We start from the raw sequence: 16,272 nt of genomic DNA, 5'->3' as shown, positions 1-16,272 counted from the left end.
ATGTGAAAAAGTTCGCATTCATATTAATTTTTCTTCTTATCGGCGGTGTCTCAGCCCATGGAATGGAGATAACCCCAGAGTCATTCATTGTAATAGCAGATAACTCCACAGGAAAACTTGCGCGGTCAGTGGCCGATGAGACCGGGGTCAATGTCACCGTGTACCGTTTCCAGAGCCCATCGGATGTGGAGCATGAACTGGAACACGCCCTTGGAAACCCCAACAAGAAGATACTGGCAGTTGCCTACCAGGACACCGTGCGGGCCTTCCTTGAAAGGCATCCTGAACTTGCAACCAGGGTGACGTACTGCAGTGCCGATGAGGCATCAATCAGAGAGAAACTCCTTGAACTCAACTCAGTGAATACAGAAAAGATGAGTGGCGGCTTTATGACTCCATTCCTTTCAGGGGCGCTGATAGGGGTCATAGTTGGCCTTTTAATAGGGGCGCTCTGGATGAAAAGGAAAATGGGGTAGAAATTTCTAAATTTCTCATTTCTTCTTATTTTCTGGTAAACTACTCAATACCCCACTTCCTCTTAAATTCAAGCTTCTCCTCAAAAAAACTACTCAATACCCCACTTCCTCTTAAATTCAAGCTTCTCCTCAAAAAAACTACTCAATACCCCACTTCCTCTTAAATTCAAGCTTCTCCTCAAAAAAACTACTCAATACCCCACTTCCTCTTAAATTCAAGCTTCTCCTCAAAAAAACTACTCAATACCCCACTTCCTCTTAAATTCAAGCTTCTCCTCAAAAAAACTACTCAATACCCCACTTCCTCTTAAATTCAAGCTTCTCCTCAAAAAAACTACTCAATACCCCACTTCCTCTTAAATTCAAGCTTCTCCTCAAAAAAACTACTCAATACCCCACTTCCTCTTAAATTCAAGCTTCTCCTCAAAAAAACTACTCAATACCCCACTTCCTCTTAAATTCAAGCTTCTCCTCAAAAAAACTACTCAATACCCCACTTCCTCTTAAATTCAAGCTTCTCCTCTGCACTCATCCAGTGGCTACCATCACAGAATGGTTTGTTCTCAGATAAACCGCACCGACAGAGTGTGACCCTGTTTCTGGTCTCATACTCCCTCCCATCTGCGGATTCTATTTTTATACCTCCCCTGACCCAGAGGGGCCCCTCACACTTCTTCTGTTTATCATGGATAACCACTATTGATTTTTCATAGTCCCTTTCATAGGGTTTCCCGGTCCTCCTGTCCCAGAGGACGAGCCTCCCTGATGGGCAGATCATTGCCTCCTCAATGGCTATCTGTATGCTCTCAGTATCACCCTTCCTGAGGAGTTCCCTTATACCCCCCGCCCTGAGGCAGAACCTTGAGTGGTCGCACAGTTCAGGGACATCGGTGAGTTCAAGGTCCCCCGCCCTGAACACGGTCGCCCTTTCAATGTAGGGCTTCCTTGATGCTGTTTCGGTACCATCAAAGCCCACCTCAAGGTGTGTTCCATCACAGTAGGGTTTGTTCTTTGATGCGCCACAGCGGCAGAGGAGGTACCTCTCCTTCATTGGAAACTCCCTTCTCTCAACAAATTCCCTTGTGTGTCCATCCTCATCGGTTACAATTACCTCCTCATAGAGTGGTACCGAGCCCTCCACAAGGTATGGTCCGTCCTTAAGAACCCTTATCCTCATCTTTAACACCCATAAGCAGAGCAAGTATCCCCATCATGCATAGCAAGGCAAATATGATGAAGCAGATCCCTGTTCCCTAATCAATATATTTATCCTTAGGTAAAATATGTGACTCCCCATAAAAATCGAAAAGCTGGCGGTGACCGTTCAGAATCTGCCCGATAAGACTCATTGAACTTACGGTTGATGCTGCGACCCAGATCATCCCAACTGTCAAACAATATAAGATCATTTAATAACTGTTTCTGTGGATTGCTGTGGCAAAAAGACCTATGAAACAGATAATACCAAATAAAAGGAAGCATTTTCTTGTGCTTTCCATGAGGAGGCCATAATTTGCAGGGGATAGTGAAACACTCCCCATCAGGAATGCAAAGATCAGTGTCACTGTACCCATGCTAAAGGCCTGGCCGATGAGGAGCATGGAGCTCACGGTGGCAGACGCCACCCCATCATGATCCCTCTTAACTGAACACATAATCTTTGTTGTGTTTGGGGATGAGAAAAGTCCCATACCCGTTCCAAGTAGCATGAGTCCCATTATTACTGCTGTTTCCGGTGTATCAGGGCCCAGTGTTGCAAATCCCATGAGTGCCATGAAGATCAGCACCATACCCGCTGATGTCAGAATATGGGGCTTCACCATATCGGCCATCCTCCCTGCAAGGGGGGCGATCAGGGCCATCATGAGGGGTTGAACTATGAGTATAAGTCCGCTGGCAGAGGGGCTGAGTCCCCTGACGTACTGGAGGTGGTAGCTGAGAAGCAGGGAAACCGCAAATGTGGATGTGAATACCACAAGGGCTTCAAGGGATGAAAAGGAAAATCTTCTGTTTTTAAATAACTCAACATTAAAGAGTGGGTTCCTTGCCTGTGTTTCCGTCTTGATGAAGAGAGAAAACGCCAGGAAACTTAGAACAAGCAGAAGAAGCCCCTTCACACTTGCAAGTGTTGAGAATCCCTGAATGAAGAGAAAAAGTGATGTGCAGTAGGTGAGTGACCCTTCCAGATCGAATTTTTTGCTTCCACCAGCCATCCACTCGTCATCAATTCTGGATAGCGAGATGAGTATAACAAGGATTCCCACTGGAACCGTGAATAGGAATATGGACTCCCATCCCATGATCTCTGCCAGAAAACCTCCCAGGATGGGACCGGCAAAGAGACCCATATCTATTGCCGCTGTATTCACACCTATGGCCCTGCCACGTTCAGATGCAGGGAACACCATTGATATGAGAGAAAGCCTTGTTACCAGTACCATGGAGGCCCCGATTCCCTGAAATGCCCTGAAAAGGATGATTGAAGCTGCATCAGGTGCCATTGCACAGAGAACTGATGCTGTGATGAATATGATGTTACCTGAAATGAAGAGCCTCTTTATCCCGTATATCTCAGATAACCTGCCAAATGGCAATAGAAAGACGTTTGCTGTTAAAAGAAATGCCGTTATAATCCAGGTCTGCTGGGAGGGTCCCATATTAAGGCTCTCGCCCATAAGGGGGAGGGCCACATTGATTGATGAACCCATGAATGGTGCGAGGAATGATGAGAAGGTCACTGCGCATAGCACATAAACCTTCAGATAATCATCTTTCAAAAATTTCCCCCCTCAATAAAAATTAAATAAAAAATAGTTTAAATAATTTTCCAAAAAAATAAAAAAAGTGTAGATTAAATCACTTTTTGTGAAAAGTTTAGGGGTCTGCTCATCAGCCGTCATTCCTGTGGGCTGTTGCAGCAAAAACCCCTATGAAACATAGGACCCCGAACACCAGGAAGCATATCCTTGTGCTCTCTATAAGGAGGTCATAATTTGCAGGGGATATTGGAACCCTCCCTATCAGGAATGCGAAGATGAGTGTCACTATACCTATGCTGAAGGCCTGGCCGATGAGGCGCATGGAGCTCACGGTGGCAGATGCAATGCCATAGTCCCTCCTCTCAACGGAACCCATGATTGCATTGGTGTTGGGGGATGAGAAAAACCCGAAACCGAGGCCAAGGACAAGAAGGGATGTCACTATCATGAATAGGGGCGTGCCCCTATCAAGGATGCTGAGGCTCAGAAGCGCAGCCGCATTTATTGCCATCCCTATACCTGCAAGTATCTGGGGGTTGAACCTGTCAGAGGCCCTCCCTGCCAGGGGGGCCACGAATGCCATGACAATGGGCTGCGTGACGAGTATGAGTCCGCTGGAGCCCGGGTCCAGTCCCTTGATGTACTGAAGGTGGTAGCTCAGAAGCAGGGAAACCGCAAATGTTGCACTGTAGTTTATGAGGGCCGCGAGACTTGAGAAACTGAATCTGAGATTTTTGAAGAGCCTCACATTGAACACAGGGCTCTCTGATGATAGTTCAATTTTAAGGAATATCGCGAATGCCAGGATACTCAGGACTATCATGAGCGCCCCTACAACCTCAGGAAGGGCGGAGAATCCATACATTAAAAGAAACAGGAATATACAGTAGGAGATTGAACCGGGGACATCGAAACTTTCCCCTGAGGCATCAGCCCATTCCCCCTCAACCTTAAGGAGGCACACAGCAAGAACAATGAGTGTTACCGGGACCGTGACAAGGAATATGCTCTGCCAGCCCAGGAAATGCGTGAGAAAACCCCCAAGAACCGGGCCCATCGAAAGTCCAATGTACACTGCGGCCGTGTTTATACCTATGGCCTTACCCCTCTCCATTGGCGGGAATACACGGGTGAGCATTGCAAGGCCTGTGACGAATATCATGGCTGATCCCACGCCCTGGATGGCCCTGAATATTATGAGGGCAAGGGCAGAGGGTGAGAATGCTGATAGGACTGATGAAACAGTGAATATCATGTTTCCATAGATAAAAATCCTCTTCATACCGTATATCTCAGATATCCTCCCAAAGGGTACGGCAAAGATTGCCGCTGCAAGGAGAAATGCCGTTGGAATCCATGTCTGCAGTATTGCATCTATCCCGAAGTGAAGTGCTATCACAGGGAGTGCAACGTTGATGGATGACCCCATGAAGGGTGTTAAAAAGGATGATAGGGTTGCAGCTATGAGAACATAGACCCTGAGTGACCTGTTGGTGTACTCATTCAAGTTATTCCCTCCAGAAAAAAACCTGTTATTACTCTATGGGTTGCCATGTTTAAATAGGTTTCATAAAATGAAAAATGGAAAAATTTAAAAAATGAAAATCAGGGAAGTTAAATGTTCTGGCGGCTAAAACCGGGCCGGCGCCTCCATTCCAGCCATCTTAACTCCCGTAAGTGCCGAGGCCTCCACGGTGAGCGCCCTGAGGTCATCCTTCTCAAGTTTGCTCACGTCAGTGTTACCAGCCTGCTGTATGAGCATGCACACCTCCTCTGTCATGGCCTCTATGTACCTTGCAACGTTTTTACCTGCCTCAACATAGTCAAGGCGCTTCCTGAGGCGTGGGTCCTGGGTTGCAATACCCTTTCTGCAGGTGCCTGTGTAGCACATCTGGCAGACACGGCAGCCAATCGAGACAAGGGCCGCTGTACCGATGTAGACCGCATCCGCACCAAGTGCGATGGCCTTTGCAACGTCAGCCCCGCTCCTTATACCACCTGCTGCAACAAGGCTCACCTCATCACGGAGGTTGACCTCCTTGAGGGCCTCATCGGCCTCCACTATGGCTGCTATTGTGGGTATACCTGAGTGCTCGGTTACAACGTCAGGTCCTGCACCGGTACCTCCCTGCATACCATCAACCACGACTATATCGGCCCCTGCCTTTGCAGCTATCTTCACATCATCGGCAACACGGCCTGATGTGAACTTGACCATTATCGGGACCTTCCAGTCGGTTATCTCACGAAGCTGGGATATCTTCATGCTGAGATCCTCAGGTCCAACGATGTCCATGTGCCTTGCCGGGCTCAGTGCATCGGTACCCTCTGGTATCATCCTTATCCTTGAGACCTCCGCTGTTACCTTCTCTGCAAGCAGATGTCCGCCCATACCTGACTTGGCACCCTGACCTATCTTGATCTCAATGGCCTCTGAATTGTTGAGGTACTCTGCAGAGACACCGAAGCGTCCTGATGCATACTGTGCAATAAGTTTTGAGGCGTATTTACGCTCCTCAGGGAGCATTCCCCCCTCACCTGTGTTTGTGGCTGTGCCTGCAAGGGTTGCCCCCATTGCAAGGGCTATCTTGGCCTCCTTGCTGAGGGCGCCGAAGGACATGGCCGCTATCATGATTGGTGTGTCAAGTTCCAGGGGGTTCTCGGCGAACCTGTCACCCAGCACCACCCTGGTATTGCAGGGCTCCCTGTACTTATCTATGGGTGGCCTTGAGACCTGGGCCGGTATGATCACAAGGTCGTCAAAGGTGGGTATCCTCCTCACCGCACCGCAGCCCCTGACCTTGTAGGAACCCTCCCTGGATTTCCTCTGTATCTCAAGCAGGTCAGTGAATGACCATACATTCCTCCGGTCCTCGGGTACGGCGTTAACCTCTATTGCATTGTTGGGGCACATCTCCTCACATATACGGCACCCCACACAGTTTTCATGCCTCAGGGGTACTGGTTCCCCGTTTATTATCTCGTAAACATCATGTGGACAGTTGTTATAGCATGAGTAACAGTTTGCACAGAGTGACTCGTCCCGGTTATCACACATGTACCAGCAGCAGCCGGGACGGTCAAAGTTCCTCTTACATACATCTTCCTTTCTCTCAACCTTAAAAGGCATCTTTAACCCCTCTTACTCCTTTAATACCTTCAATATCGGGCATACTGAGTACTTGGTACCTGCAGCCCTCACAACATCCTCTGGATCCTCTGCCAGTACAGGTACGGGTTTCCATGGCATTGCAGGGTCCCTGTCAACCACCAGTGCCCCGTCCACGATTCCCTCCCTGAGGGCATAGGTCAGGAGTGCGGTTACAACACCACCATCCTGGCCCCTGAACATGGGGGCCCTTGCAGATAGTATCTCAGTGTACTCCCCCAGTGGTTCGGCCGCGGACTCGTGACTTATTATGCTGTCGGGTACGTAGGTCCTTGGACATGCCACATAGCATGCGTTGCAGCCCCCGGGACATCCGCCCTTAACCTCAGGTTTTCTGTCGTTTATCCTCACAATACCCTCCGGGCATGACGCCTCGCAGGCCCCGCAGAGCACGCATGCGCCAACATCGATGACATCTGCCCGAAGATCATCGAACTGGCAGTCCTTAATTTCCTCAGGGTAGAGGTCCCCGGGCATCACCCTCCAGTAGAGTACGGGCCTCGCAACTGATTCCCTTCTCTGTATCTCCTCAAGGTTCTCCTCCTTTTTACCTGATGCAAGTTTTTCAAGAAGTTTGAGGCCCTTCCCGGTTATGGGTGCTGTCTCAATGTATCCTGCCTTTGCGGCCCCATCAACCAGCTCTCTGCCCCTTTCCGTCCTTATTATGAGTGTTGACCATCCCTGCGGTGAGCCCACAGATCCCACTGAAACGTCTGACTGTTCTGATGTGAAGTCCATGCACACAGAGCAGTTCTTTCTCATTGCAGACCTGGCCCTTTCAAGTGGTATGGATACTGTGCTTCCATCGTTGAGGTGGAACCAGAGCCTGCCCTTCTCTATCCTGCACTCTGAAACATCCCTGAGGTCAACACCCTCCGCCTCTGCAAGTTCCCTCAGGTAGGTGTAGGAGAAGTTCTCCATGCAAAAGAGCCCGATTCTGAGTTCAACAGGGAATTCCCCGTTATATTCCTTCATCAGTGTGGCTGCTGTTATCTGGCAGGGTGTTCCGACCATTGCATATCTGCTCATTATCCTTCCTCCGATTCTTCGCCATAGAATGGCCTTTTGCTTCTTGGGACAATCTTTCTGAAGGAATGGTATTCCTCATCCTCAAGTTCAAATCCGTATGCTGAGAGGACGCCTCTGAGTTCCTCTTCCTCCTCAGGGGTTATGTCCTCAACCTTTGCGTTCTTTCCAAGGCTTTTTATTTCTCCACCAACGTATATCGTTCCCCTTATGATGGACTCCCCGGCGTCCTCTGCAAGGTCCCCCAGGACTATTATGCGGCCGCCCATCATGAATAGGCCTGTCATGAAACCTGAGTTTCCACCTATGATGATGGTCCCGTTCTTCATTATCTCTCCTGTCCTTGACCCTGCTCCCTTCCTTACAACGACTGTTCCGCCGTAGATTCCCTGTCCGACTCCGTCTCCAGCGGATCCCTCTATTATGACCTCACCTTCTGTCATGTTGTCTGCAGGGAACCATCCTGCGTTACCATTTATCTTAACCCTTGGGCCGTGTATCATTGTCGCGGCGAAGTATCCGGCTGAACCATCTATTATGAGCTCCACGTCCTCTGTGAGTCCCGCGCCGATGTAGTGCATGGCGTTGGGGTTTTTAACCACTATCCTGTCGTGGTCCTTTGCCAGGCTCTTTATGGCCCTGTTAACCTCCCTGGGGGTTTTTGATTCTGCATCAACTACTGCTTCCCTCATCATATCACCCTATATCTCGTATACCCTGACCTCGCCGGGGGATATCTGTTCAACCTCGGTTGTATCCATGACCTCCCTCAGGGAGACCTCCTCTGATGCAACCGCGAATACCTCATCGTTCTCTGCCATCACCCCTGGCCTGAGGCCGAGCTGGTCCTTTGCTATACCCACACCGGTGGGTGTTCCGACTATGTATGAGAAAGGTCCGTCCATGTCCTTCACTGACTGTTCAAGTGCCTCCTCCAGGCTGTAGCCTGATGCCAGTTTATCTGCAACGTAGTGGACTATACATTCTGTGTCGTTGTTTGTCTCGAATATGTGTCCCTTCCTCTCAAGGGGTTCCCTTATCTTCCAGTAGTTGGTTATCTGGCCGTTGTGTACCACAGTTATGTCAGGGATGATGTAGCTCTGGAAGGGGTGTGCATGGTACCTGTCAACTATGCTCTCTGTCGAGAACCTTGTGTGGCCTATGGCATGTGTGCCCTTCTTTGACCAGGTGTCGTAGCGGTCTGCTATTTCAAGTACAGATCCCACATCCTTTATCATTTCAAAGGAGTGGCTTCCATTGAGTACTATGACATCCTCTATCCTGTCTATCTCCATTATGAGTGGTTTAAGCTGTGAGAATGATTCAAGGGTGATCCTGCAGCGGTATATTATGTAGTTCTCAACTGATGGGATGACCTCATCCTTCCTTATGGGGCTCACCGTTTCAACTGTTTCCTTGACCCTCTCAAGAAGCCCCTTCTTTTCTTTAACCTCAATGTTAAGGAGGTACTCGTTCTCCTCAAGACCAAGACCTCCATAGATTGAGAAACCCGCTGAGTCGGGGCCCCTGTGCTGCAGCGCATGGAGCATCCTCGTCATGTCTGCCCCAACGTTATGAAGTTTACCATCCTTGTAGACCACTCCTGCTATTCCACACAATTCAATACCTCCTTTATAAAGTATTCGTGAAGTCCCGTGTTCTCTCCCAGTTCAGGGTGGAAGGCAAGTGCAAGGTTGCAGCCCTCCTTCACTGCGATGATCCCTTCATCGATTCTGGACAGTACCTCGGCCCCCTCACCCACTTCGACGGCAGCTGGCGCCCTTATGAATATTCCATGGAATTTTCTTCCAAGTATCTCTATGTCTTCCTCAAAGGAATCCTTCTGCCTTCCAAAGGCGTTTCTCTTAACCTTCATGTCTATGAGTCCCAGGAGGGGCTGTTCATAGTCTGTTTCCCTTGCAAGAAGAACCATCCCGGCACAGGTCCCCATCACTGCTTTGTTCTCGGTGAGGATAACATCCTTTATCCCTGTCTCCTCCATGAGTTTACCTATGACGGTGCTCTCACCGCCGGAGATTATTATTGCATCTACAGCTGATGCATCCTCCGCTGTTCTCACCTTCACTACCTCTGCATCCACATCCATCCTCTCAACTGCCCTCCGGGTCATCTCGAGGTGCTCGGAAACATCGCCCTGAAGATCAAGAATGCCTATCCTTATCATGGTGTCTCCTTTCAGTTTTTTTGATTAGGTTTTTGGCACGTGACCATATAAATATACCGGAAAATAGTTGCCGGTTATCTCTGAACCCTGACCCAGCAGAATATCGATGTACAATGTTCAGAAACCAGGTCTTGAATTAACTTATAATTGAACAGTTATATAAATATTTCCATGGTGCCTCTAAAAGGGTTCCATAACATCAGGGTCCCTGACCTGAAAGATAACCTGTGCCATTGGACCCTGCTGCCAGTGCAGGTCCAGCCTTATGGGTCCTGACCTGAAAGATAACCAGCACACAATGGGACCCCCTGAAATGGAAATGGGTGGATGAAAGAACCTTCACCCTGAAAGCCCGTGATCAAGCAAAAAAAGCCAGCGATACTAAAGTGGAAGTTCCTCATCCAGAAACTCCATAACCTTCATTGTGGAGTTTCTGACATGGCTTGCAGCCTCCCTGAAGGTTTCCCTCTCATCCCTGTCCATTAAAACAGGTACAACACCCTCTATACCATTTTTACCGAGCTTCACCGGCACACCCAGGCACACGTCCCTGATACCATCAATCTCGCCCTCCATGAGGGTTGAAACCGTGAGTATCCTCCGCTCGTCATTCAGTATCGTTGTCACTATGTTGGAGATTGCGAAGGCCGGACCATACTCGGTGGCCCCCTTCCTGCTTATGATGTTGCTACCTGCATTGATAACCTTCTCTATGGTCTTCTTGAGGTCGAACCTCCGGTAACCAGAGAAGTAGTCCCTCCTTGCATAGTGCTCAATCGGTATACCCCCTATTGATGTCGAGCTGATAAGGGGGACCATGTAGGGGCCGTGCTGCCCGATAACCCGGGTGTGAACCTCACTAACATGGACATTGAAATGCCTTGCCATGTAATTCTTGAGCCTGAGGGAGTCAAGGTGGTTTCCAAGGCCAAATACCCTGCTGGGATGAAAACCCGAATACTTGAGTGCAACGTAGGTCATCACATCAACAGGATTGGTCACAACAAGTATAATTGAATCCGGGGCGAATCTGGCAATCTGTCTTGCATACTCGGCAACGATAACCCCATTCTGGAATGCAAGGTCATCCCTGTCCATATCAGCGGTTCTGGGAACACCTGCTGTTATAACAACTATCCTTGAGCCATGGACATTTTCTATGTCAGCAGAGTTCTCCAGTTTAACCGAAACCCCCTTGGCTGCAAGGGCATCGCTCATATCAAGGACCTCTCCAATGTTCTGCTCAAGGCTCTCCCTCCTTGATATGAGGTGCAGTGTCTTCACAGCCTCTTCCTCTGCAAGGCACAGTGCCGTTGCCCTTCCAACACGCCCTGTTGACCCAATTATACTTACCTTCAAAAATCACTCCTCCTGGTGAGTTTCAAGGTAGCTGAGGGCGACCTTTCTTGCAAATCCTGTCCCGGTCTCTGCCAGTTTCTCCATCGCTTCTCTCACCCGTTCACCACCTATCTGCTCAAGTGACCTTGCAGCACCACTTCTCACAAAGCCACTGTCATCCTCCAGGAGTTCAATGAGTGGTTCAACAGCCCTCTCATCCCTGAAGTTCCCTATGACCCATGCGGCAGCACCCCTTATCTTCCAGTCGTCACTTGAGAGGCTCTCAAGGAGGGGTTCCACTGCCTCTTCACCCATCTTTGCAAGGGCAGTTGATGCGTCCCTTCGAACCCATTTATTCTCATCGGCCAGGGCCTCTATGAGGGGTTCTATGGACCGGGGATCCCCAATCTTACCAAGCGCCGCTGCGGCCCCCCTCCTAACAAACTTGTTATCATCGTCGAGGGCCTCAATGAGCTGTTCAACCGCTGGTTCACCTATCTCACTGAGGAGTTCAATAACCTGAACCCTCATGAGTTCATCGTCTTCCCTTAACTGCTCAATGAGCCTCGCAACGTTTTCTCTCCTCTGCATGTTATCACCTGTTATATTCGTTATGTCCGCATGGATACATAATACTTATCCTGGAAAACTGGGGGCTGAAGCCCATGGATTTTCATGAATTGTATCTTACAGTGATCAAACAAAAAAATACGGCTAAAATGTCATGAGGTGCAGGTAAAGTAAGGAAGAAATGGGATTCAGCTCCCACTGAGGGTATTTATGATTTGGTAAGTAAGAACTGAGGTTCAGGTCCTGGTGAGGGTATTTATGATATTCATTGTAACCTTCTCAGCGTCTTCAAGTCCAAGTGCCCTGAAAATCTCAAGCGCCTCCTTAAATACATTGTAGAGATTTTCACGTTCATCAATAAGGAATAAGAGAACTCCAAGGATCACAAGGGATACTGCAATTCCTGCAGAATCTCCACTCTCCCTGAATATCCTGTTGGACCTTTTAATGAACTTCAGGGCATCATAGAGCTCACCCTCCTCCATCCTGTAGCGACCTATCAGAAGATTGAGAAGGGCCTCCGTTGGGCGGTCACGTATAATTGTGGCAGACTCCAGATTGGAATTGAGGGTGTCTATGTCACGGTCCTCCCAGCACTTCCCGTATGATTCAAAGGAGTCAATGATACCCATGAGGTCATCTGCAAGTCTGAAGATTTTCTGGGTCTCAGATTGAATGTCTGTGGACTGTGAATCCCGCTTGACGGGTTCAGGTTCAGTATCATCTGAACTCAGTGCCTCCTTTATCTTACCCGCCTCATATATCTTATCCCTCAGTTCATCTGCAACCTTGCTGTTGATCTCCGAGTATATTGAGAGTGACTCTGAGTAGCATTTCATCGCCCTATCAAATTCCCGCTGAGCCATCAGGGAGTCCCCAAGGAGTTCAGATGCATATGCGACTCCTTCAGGGAATTTGAGTTTCCTGTAGGTTTCAAGGGCCTCCTCAAAGCTTCCCACTGCCCTCTCTATTTCCCCCCTGTCAAGGTAGATGACCCCTATATCTATGAGAACCTCGGCCTCATGTTCCTGGTACTCGTGAAGCTTCTTCTTGTAGTGTCTGAGTGCGCTTCTATCATCCCTCAGGGAATCAAAGATACTGAGAACGTTGAGCATGAAAAAATTCCCCCCACTTGGGTATACTTTTATCATAGGATCCTTAAATATTATACCATCTCACATGGAATCTGAATTCATGGAATTAAACTTAAGGTGTTCAGATGTACAGGATAACAGTTATACCCGGTGATGGTATCGGTAAGGAGGTTATGGAAGCCGCCCTCCACGTTCTTGGAGGACTGGACCTTGAACTGGAATTTGTGTATGCAGAGGCAGGTAATGAGTGCTTCATGAGGTGCGGTGAAACCATACCAGAGGAAACAGTGAAACTCGTCAGAAGGTCCGATGCAACACTCTTTGGTGCAGTTACAACCGTGCCCGGCCAGAAGAGTGCCATTATTACATTGAGGCGTGAGCTTGATCTTTTTGCGAATTTGAGGCCTGTGAAGTCCCTTCCTGGTGTGCCGTGCCTCTACCCTGACCTTGACTTTGTCATAGTGAGGGAGAACACTGAGGACCTCTATGTGGGTGATGAGGAGTTCACCGCTGATGGGGCTGTTGCAAGGAGGATCATAACACGCTCCGCATCCAGGAGGATAAGTCGATTTGCCTTTGAGTATGCTAAGAGGGAGGGGTGGACTCGTGTGACCGCGGTGCACAAGGCAAATGTCCTTAAAAAAACCGATGGGGTGTTCAGGGAGGAATTCTACCGGGTGGCATCAAAGTACCCTGGGATGGAGGCAGAGGACTACTACGTGGACGCCACAGCCATGTACCTCATAACACAGCCCCAGGAATTCCAGGTCCTGGTCACAACCAACCTCTTCGGGGACATAGTCTCAGACGAAGCAGCAGGACTCATAGGAGGACTCGGACTCGCGCCATCAGCAAATATAGGAGAAAAAAACGCAATATTCGAACCAGTCCACGGATCAGCACCCCAGATAGCCGGAAAAAACATAGCAAACCCCACAGCCATGATACTAACAACAACACTCATGCTAAAACACCTAAACAAAACACAGGAAGCACAGAAAATACAGAAAGCACTGGAAAGGACTCTGCTTAAGGGTATAATGACACCGGATCTTGGGGGAAATGCCAGTACCATGGAAATGGCCCATGCCATAAAAAAGGAATTAGATGAATAGGAAGTGCCAGTACCATGGAAATGGCCCATGCCATAAAAAAGGAATTAGCTGAGTAAATTAAGAGAGACCATGAAGCAATCACTTGGTTATCATGGTCCCGATTCCCTTCTTTGTGAATATTTCAAGTAGAAGTGAGTGCTCAACCCTTCCATCTATTATATGGGCTGAGGAGACACCATCATTTATGGCCTGTATGCATGTGAGTGTCTTGGGGAGCATCCCCCCCTCCACTATACCGCTCTTTACAAGGTCGCTGAGTTCATCAACAGTCACCTTCCTTATGAGGGTGTCGGGATCTGAGGGGTCCTCGAGTATTCCAGGCACATCTGTTAAGACTATAAGCTTCTCTGCCCCTATACCCGCTGCAACCTCACCTGCAACCGTATCTGCATTGAGGTTCAGTGTGTTGGCGTTCCTGTCAACACCGATGGGTGATATCACAGGGATGTAGTTGTTATCTGTGAGCATGTTGATTATGCTTGGGTCCACTGATTCAATTTCACCCACAAGTCCAAGGTCTATCTCCCTTCTCTCACCTGTTTCACTATCCTTAACAACATGTGGAGCCCTCTTTTTTGCAAGGAGAAGGTTGCTGTCCTTACCTGACAGTCCTATGGCCCTTCCTCCATGGTAGCATATCTTTGAGACGATGCTCGTGTTTATCTTACCCACAAGAACCATCTTGACGATCTCCATGGTCTCCTCATCTGTAACCCTGAGGCCCTCTATGAACCTTGGCTCCTTGCCCATCTTGTTCATGGCCCTTGAAATCTCAGGGCCGCCTCCATGGACAACCACCGGCTCCATACCCACATACTTCAACAGCACAGTATCCCGTGCGGTCGAGTCCATTGCAGCCTCATCTATCATGGCGTGGCCGCCATACTTTATCATTATCTTCTTCTTGTGAAACTTCTTGATGTAGGGGAGTGCCTCCACCAGAATGTTAACGGTCTTCATTCAAACACCCTTCACCACAATAAATACATCACTTTAAGTAGTATACTCAGCATTTATCCTCACATAGTCATAGGTGAGATCACAGCCGTATGCAGTTGCCGATTCACTGCCGGCGTTGAGGTCAACTGTTATCCTTATCTCATCATCACCCATTATCCTCTCTGCAAGTTCAAGTTCAGGTTTGCCCTCAAAGGCCAGTACATCCCCCTCCTCAACTATTCCCACAGATCCGTTCTCAGATTCTAGGGTCACACTTATCCTGTCGGGGTCGAACTCTGCACCTGAATATCCTGCAGCCGCAACTATACGTCCCCAGTTGGGGTCGGCCCCAAATATTGCCGTCTTAACGAGGGATGAACCTGCGATTGCCCTGGCGGCCCTCCTTGCATCCTCCCGTGTCCTGGCATTCACAACATCGACCTGGAATGACTTGGTGGCCCCCTCACCGTCACGTGCCATCATACGGGCAAGTTCCCTGCAGACGACCCCAAGGGCCTCAGTGAAGTTCTCATCTATCCTCCCTGATTTGCAGGTTGATGCCATTATAACCATGTCATTGGTGCTTTCATCACCGTCCACTATGAGCATGTTGAAGGTGTCGTCAACAGCCCTCCTGAGGGCCTCCCTGAGCTCTGAAGGTGATGCATCAACATCAGTTGTTATGAAGGAGAGCATTGTGGCCATGTTTGGGGCTATCATACCTGAACCCTTGGCAACAGCACCTATACGGGCGGTCTCACCGCCTTCAAGCTGGAACTCCACCGCAACCTCCTTGGGGAATGTGTCTGTGGTCATTATTGCAGATGCAAGGTTCCCTGAGGCTTCCGGGGAGTTTTCAAGTTGATCTGCAGCCATTCTTATGAGGGACTCGATCTTCCTGATGGGCATCCTCCTTCCTATAACGCCAGTTGATGCAACCGCAACCTCACCGGCATCCACCTGCAGGGATTCTGCTGTTACCCTGGCCATCCTGAGGGCATCATCCATCCCGTCTCTTCCTGTAAAACAGTTGGCGTTTCCACTGTTTGCAACTATGGCTGAAATTCTGCCGCCCTCAAGGACCTTCTCTGTCAATTTAACAGGTTCTGCCCGGACCCTGTTGGATGTTAAAACACCCGCTGCAGTTGCTTTTCTGGTGACGATAAGCCCAACGCCATATTTACCTTCGCGGCAACCTGCAGCGAGCACTCCATCAACAGCGCAGACCCCGCCTTCAATAAACCTGATTTTCACAGTATCCACTCCTACCAAAAAAAGTTCAGTGGGATCCCCTCAGAAGGTTGTATTGTTGGAGGACCCCTGGTTGCTGTTAACAACATTGACTTCCCCGTAACTGTTCTGGGCTTCCTCCCTGCCGCGCTCCTTTATCCCGTTGAGGGGCAGGTGGTTGGTGCTGCTGGGGGAGAGCTGGACATCACTGGATGGAGTATCGTTAATATCCACTGCAGTAATATTATCGTTGGAAAGACCTATAACAATGCCCAGACCTGACCCGCAGCCAAATGCTATGAGGGAAATCAGGAAGCTAACAATAATTTTAGCCTCGGTTTCAGGTCTCATTTCAATTCCCCTTATTATTA

16 protein-coding genes are annotated in these 16,272 nt (G+C 49.0%); 2 read left to right on the top strand and 14 right to left on the bottom strand.

The annotated features are described in order from the left end of the window. Nucleotides 1–2: 2 nt before the first annotated feature. Nucleotides 3–476 (top strand): hypothetical protein, encoded by a 474-nt coding sequence (locus tag MTBMA_RS03195; RefSeq protein WP_013295468.1) that lies wholly within the window; start codon nucleotides 3–5, stop codon nucleotides 474–476. Nucleotides 477–957: 481 nt separating this feature from the next. Here MTBMA_RS03195 and MTBMA_RS03190 read toward each other — a convergent pair whose 3' ends face one another. The 11 genes from MTBMA_RS03190 to MTBMA_RS03140 all read right to left on the bottom strand — a co-directional run bounded on the left by MTBMA_RS03190 (nucleotide 958) and on the right by MTBMA_RS03140 (nucleotide 12,638). Next, on the bottom strand, nucleotides 958–1,653 hold the full coding sequence (locus MTBMA_RS03190; RefSeq protein WP_048901179.1) for a CDGSH iron-sulfur domain-containing protein: 696 nt from the start codon (nucleotides 1,651–1,653) through the stop codon (nucleotides 958–960). 232 nt (nucleotides 1,654–1,885) lie between these two features. Further along, nucleotides 1,886–3,253, bottom strand: a complete 1,368-nt coding sequence (locus MTBMA_RS03185) for an MFS transporter (protein WP_013295466.1) — start codon at nucleotides 3,251–3,253, stop codon at nucleotides 1,886–1,888. Between the two features lie 112 nt (nucleotides 3,254–3,365). Next, a complete protein-coding gene (locus MTBMA_RS03180) occupies nucleotides 3,366–4,742 on the bottom strand; it encodes an MFS transporter (RefSeq protein ID WP_013295465.1) in 1,377 nt (458 codons plus the stop codon). Nucleotides 4,743–4,865: 123 nt separating this feature from the next. Beyond that, the gene (locus MTBMA_RS03175) at nucleotides 4,866–6,365 is read right to left on the bottom strand and encodes a glutamate synthase-related protein (protein WP_013295464.1); all 1,500 of its coding nucleotides are present in this window, start codon (nucleotides 6,363–6,365) and stop codon (nucleotides 4,866–4,868) included. A gap of 12 nt (nucleotides 6,366–6,377) precedes the next feature. After that, a complete protein-coding gene (locus tag MTBMA_RS03170; RefSeq protein WP_013295463.1) occupies nucleotides 6,378–7,433 on the bottom strand; it encodes a Coenzyme F420 hydrogenase/dehydrogenase, beta subunit C-terminal domain in 1,056 nt (351 codons plus the stop codon). After that, nucleotides 7,433–8,122, bottom strand: a complete 690-nt coding sequence (locus MTBMA_RS03165; protein ID WP_013295462.1) for a GltB/FmdC/FwdC-like GXGXG domain-containing protein — start codon at nucleotides 8,120–8,122, stop codon at nucleotides 7,433–7,435. Before MTBMA_RS03165 ends, MTBMA_RS03170 begins: the two co-directional genes overlap by 1 nt. A gap of 9 nt (nucleotides 8,123–8,131) precedes the next feature. Further along, entirely contained in the window at nucleotides 8,132–9,049 is a 918-nt protein-coding gene (locus tag MTBMA_RS03160) for a class II glutamine amidotransferase (protein WP_013295461.1), read from the bottom strand. Next, nucleotides 9,037–9,615 (bottom strand): pyridoxal 5'-phosphate synthase glutaminase subunit PdxT, encoded by a 579-nt coding sequence (gene pdxT, locus MTBMA_RS03155; protein ID WP_013295460.1) that lies wholly within the window; start codon nucleotides 9,613–9,615, stop codon nucleotides 9,037–9,039. The genes MTBMA_RS03160 and pdxT overlap by 13 nt, the downstream gene beginning before the upstream one ends. 381 nt (nucleotides 9,616–9,996) lie before the next feature. Further along, nucleotides 9,997–10,974 (bottom strand): malate dehydrogenase, encoded by a 978-nt coding sequence (locus MTBMA_RS03150; RefSeq protein WP_013295459.1) that lies wholly within the window; start codon nucleotides 10,972–10,974, stop codon nucleotides 9,997–9,999. A 3-nt stretch (nucleotides 10,975–10,977) separates the two neighbouring features. Continuing rightward, nucleotides 10,978–11,544 carry a HEAT repeat domain-containing protein gene (locus MTBMA_RS03145; RefSeq protein ID WP_013295458.1) on the bottom strand — a complete coding sequence of 189 codons (567 nt, stop codon included), beginning with the start codon at nucleotides 11,542–11,544 and terminating at the stop codon, nucleotides 10,978–10,980. A gap of 215 nt (nucleotides 11,545–11,759) precedes the next feature. Continuing rightward, a complete protein-coding gene (locus MTBMA_RS03140; RefSeq protein ID WP_148215539.1) occupies nucleotides 11,760–12,638 on the bottom strand; it encodes a tetratricopeptide repeat protein in 879 nt (292 codons plus the stop codon). A gap of 104 nt (nucleotides 12,639–12,742) precedes the next feature. Between MTBMA_RS03140 and aksF the strand changes: the two genes are divergently transcribed. Continuing rightward, a complete protein-coding gene (gene aksF, locus MTBMA_RS03135) occupies nucleotides 12,743–13,732 on the top strand; it encodes a homoisocitrate dehydrogenase (protein ID WP_013295456.1) in 990 nt (329 codons plus the stop codon). Nucleotides 13,733–13,810: 78 nt separating this feature from the next. Here the strand turns inward: aksF and argB are convergent, their stop codons facing one another. Genes argB through MTBMA_RS03120 form a run of 3 tightly spaced genes read right to left on the bottom strand, consistent with a single transcriptional unit; the run spans nucleotide 13,811 to nucleotide 16,252 of the window. Then, complete coding sequence (gene argB / locus MTBMA_RS03130) at nucleotides 13,811–14,692, bottom strand: acetylglutamate kinase (RefSeq protein ID WP_013295455.1); 882 nt, start codon at nucleotides 14,690–14,692, stop codon at nucleotides 13,811–13,813. A gap of 33 nt (nucleotides 14,693–14,725) precedes the next feature. Then, nucleotides 14,726–15,919 carry a bifunctional ornithine acetyltransferase/N-acetylglutamate synthase gene (gene argJ / locus MTBMA_RS03125; RefSeq protein ID WP_048901272.1) on the bottom strand — a complete coding sequence of 398 codons (1,194 nt, stop codon included), beginning with the start codon at nucleotides 15,917–15,919 and terminating at the stop codon, nucleotides 14,726–14,728. 45 nt (nucleotides 15,920–15,964) lie between these two features. Then, nucleotides 15,965–16,252 (bottom strand): hypothetical protein, encoded by a 288-nt coding sequence (locus MTBMA_RS03120; protein WP_013295453.1) that lies wholly within the window; start codon nucleotides 16,250–16,252, stop codon nucleotides 15,965–15,967. Nucleotides 16,253–16,272: the final 20 nt, after the last annotated feature.

The organism is Methanothermobacter marburgensis str. Marburg, assembly GCF_000145295.1.
GTDB classification, from domain to species: domain Archaea; phylum Methanobacteriota; class Methanobacteria; order Methanobacteriales; family Methanothermobacteraceae; genus Methanothermobacter; species Methanothermobacter marburgensis.
This window is presented reverse-complemented; position numbering and strand designations above follow the sequence as displayed.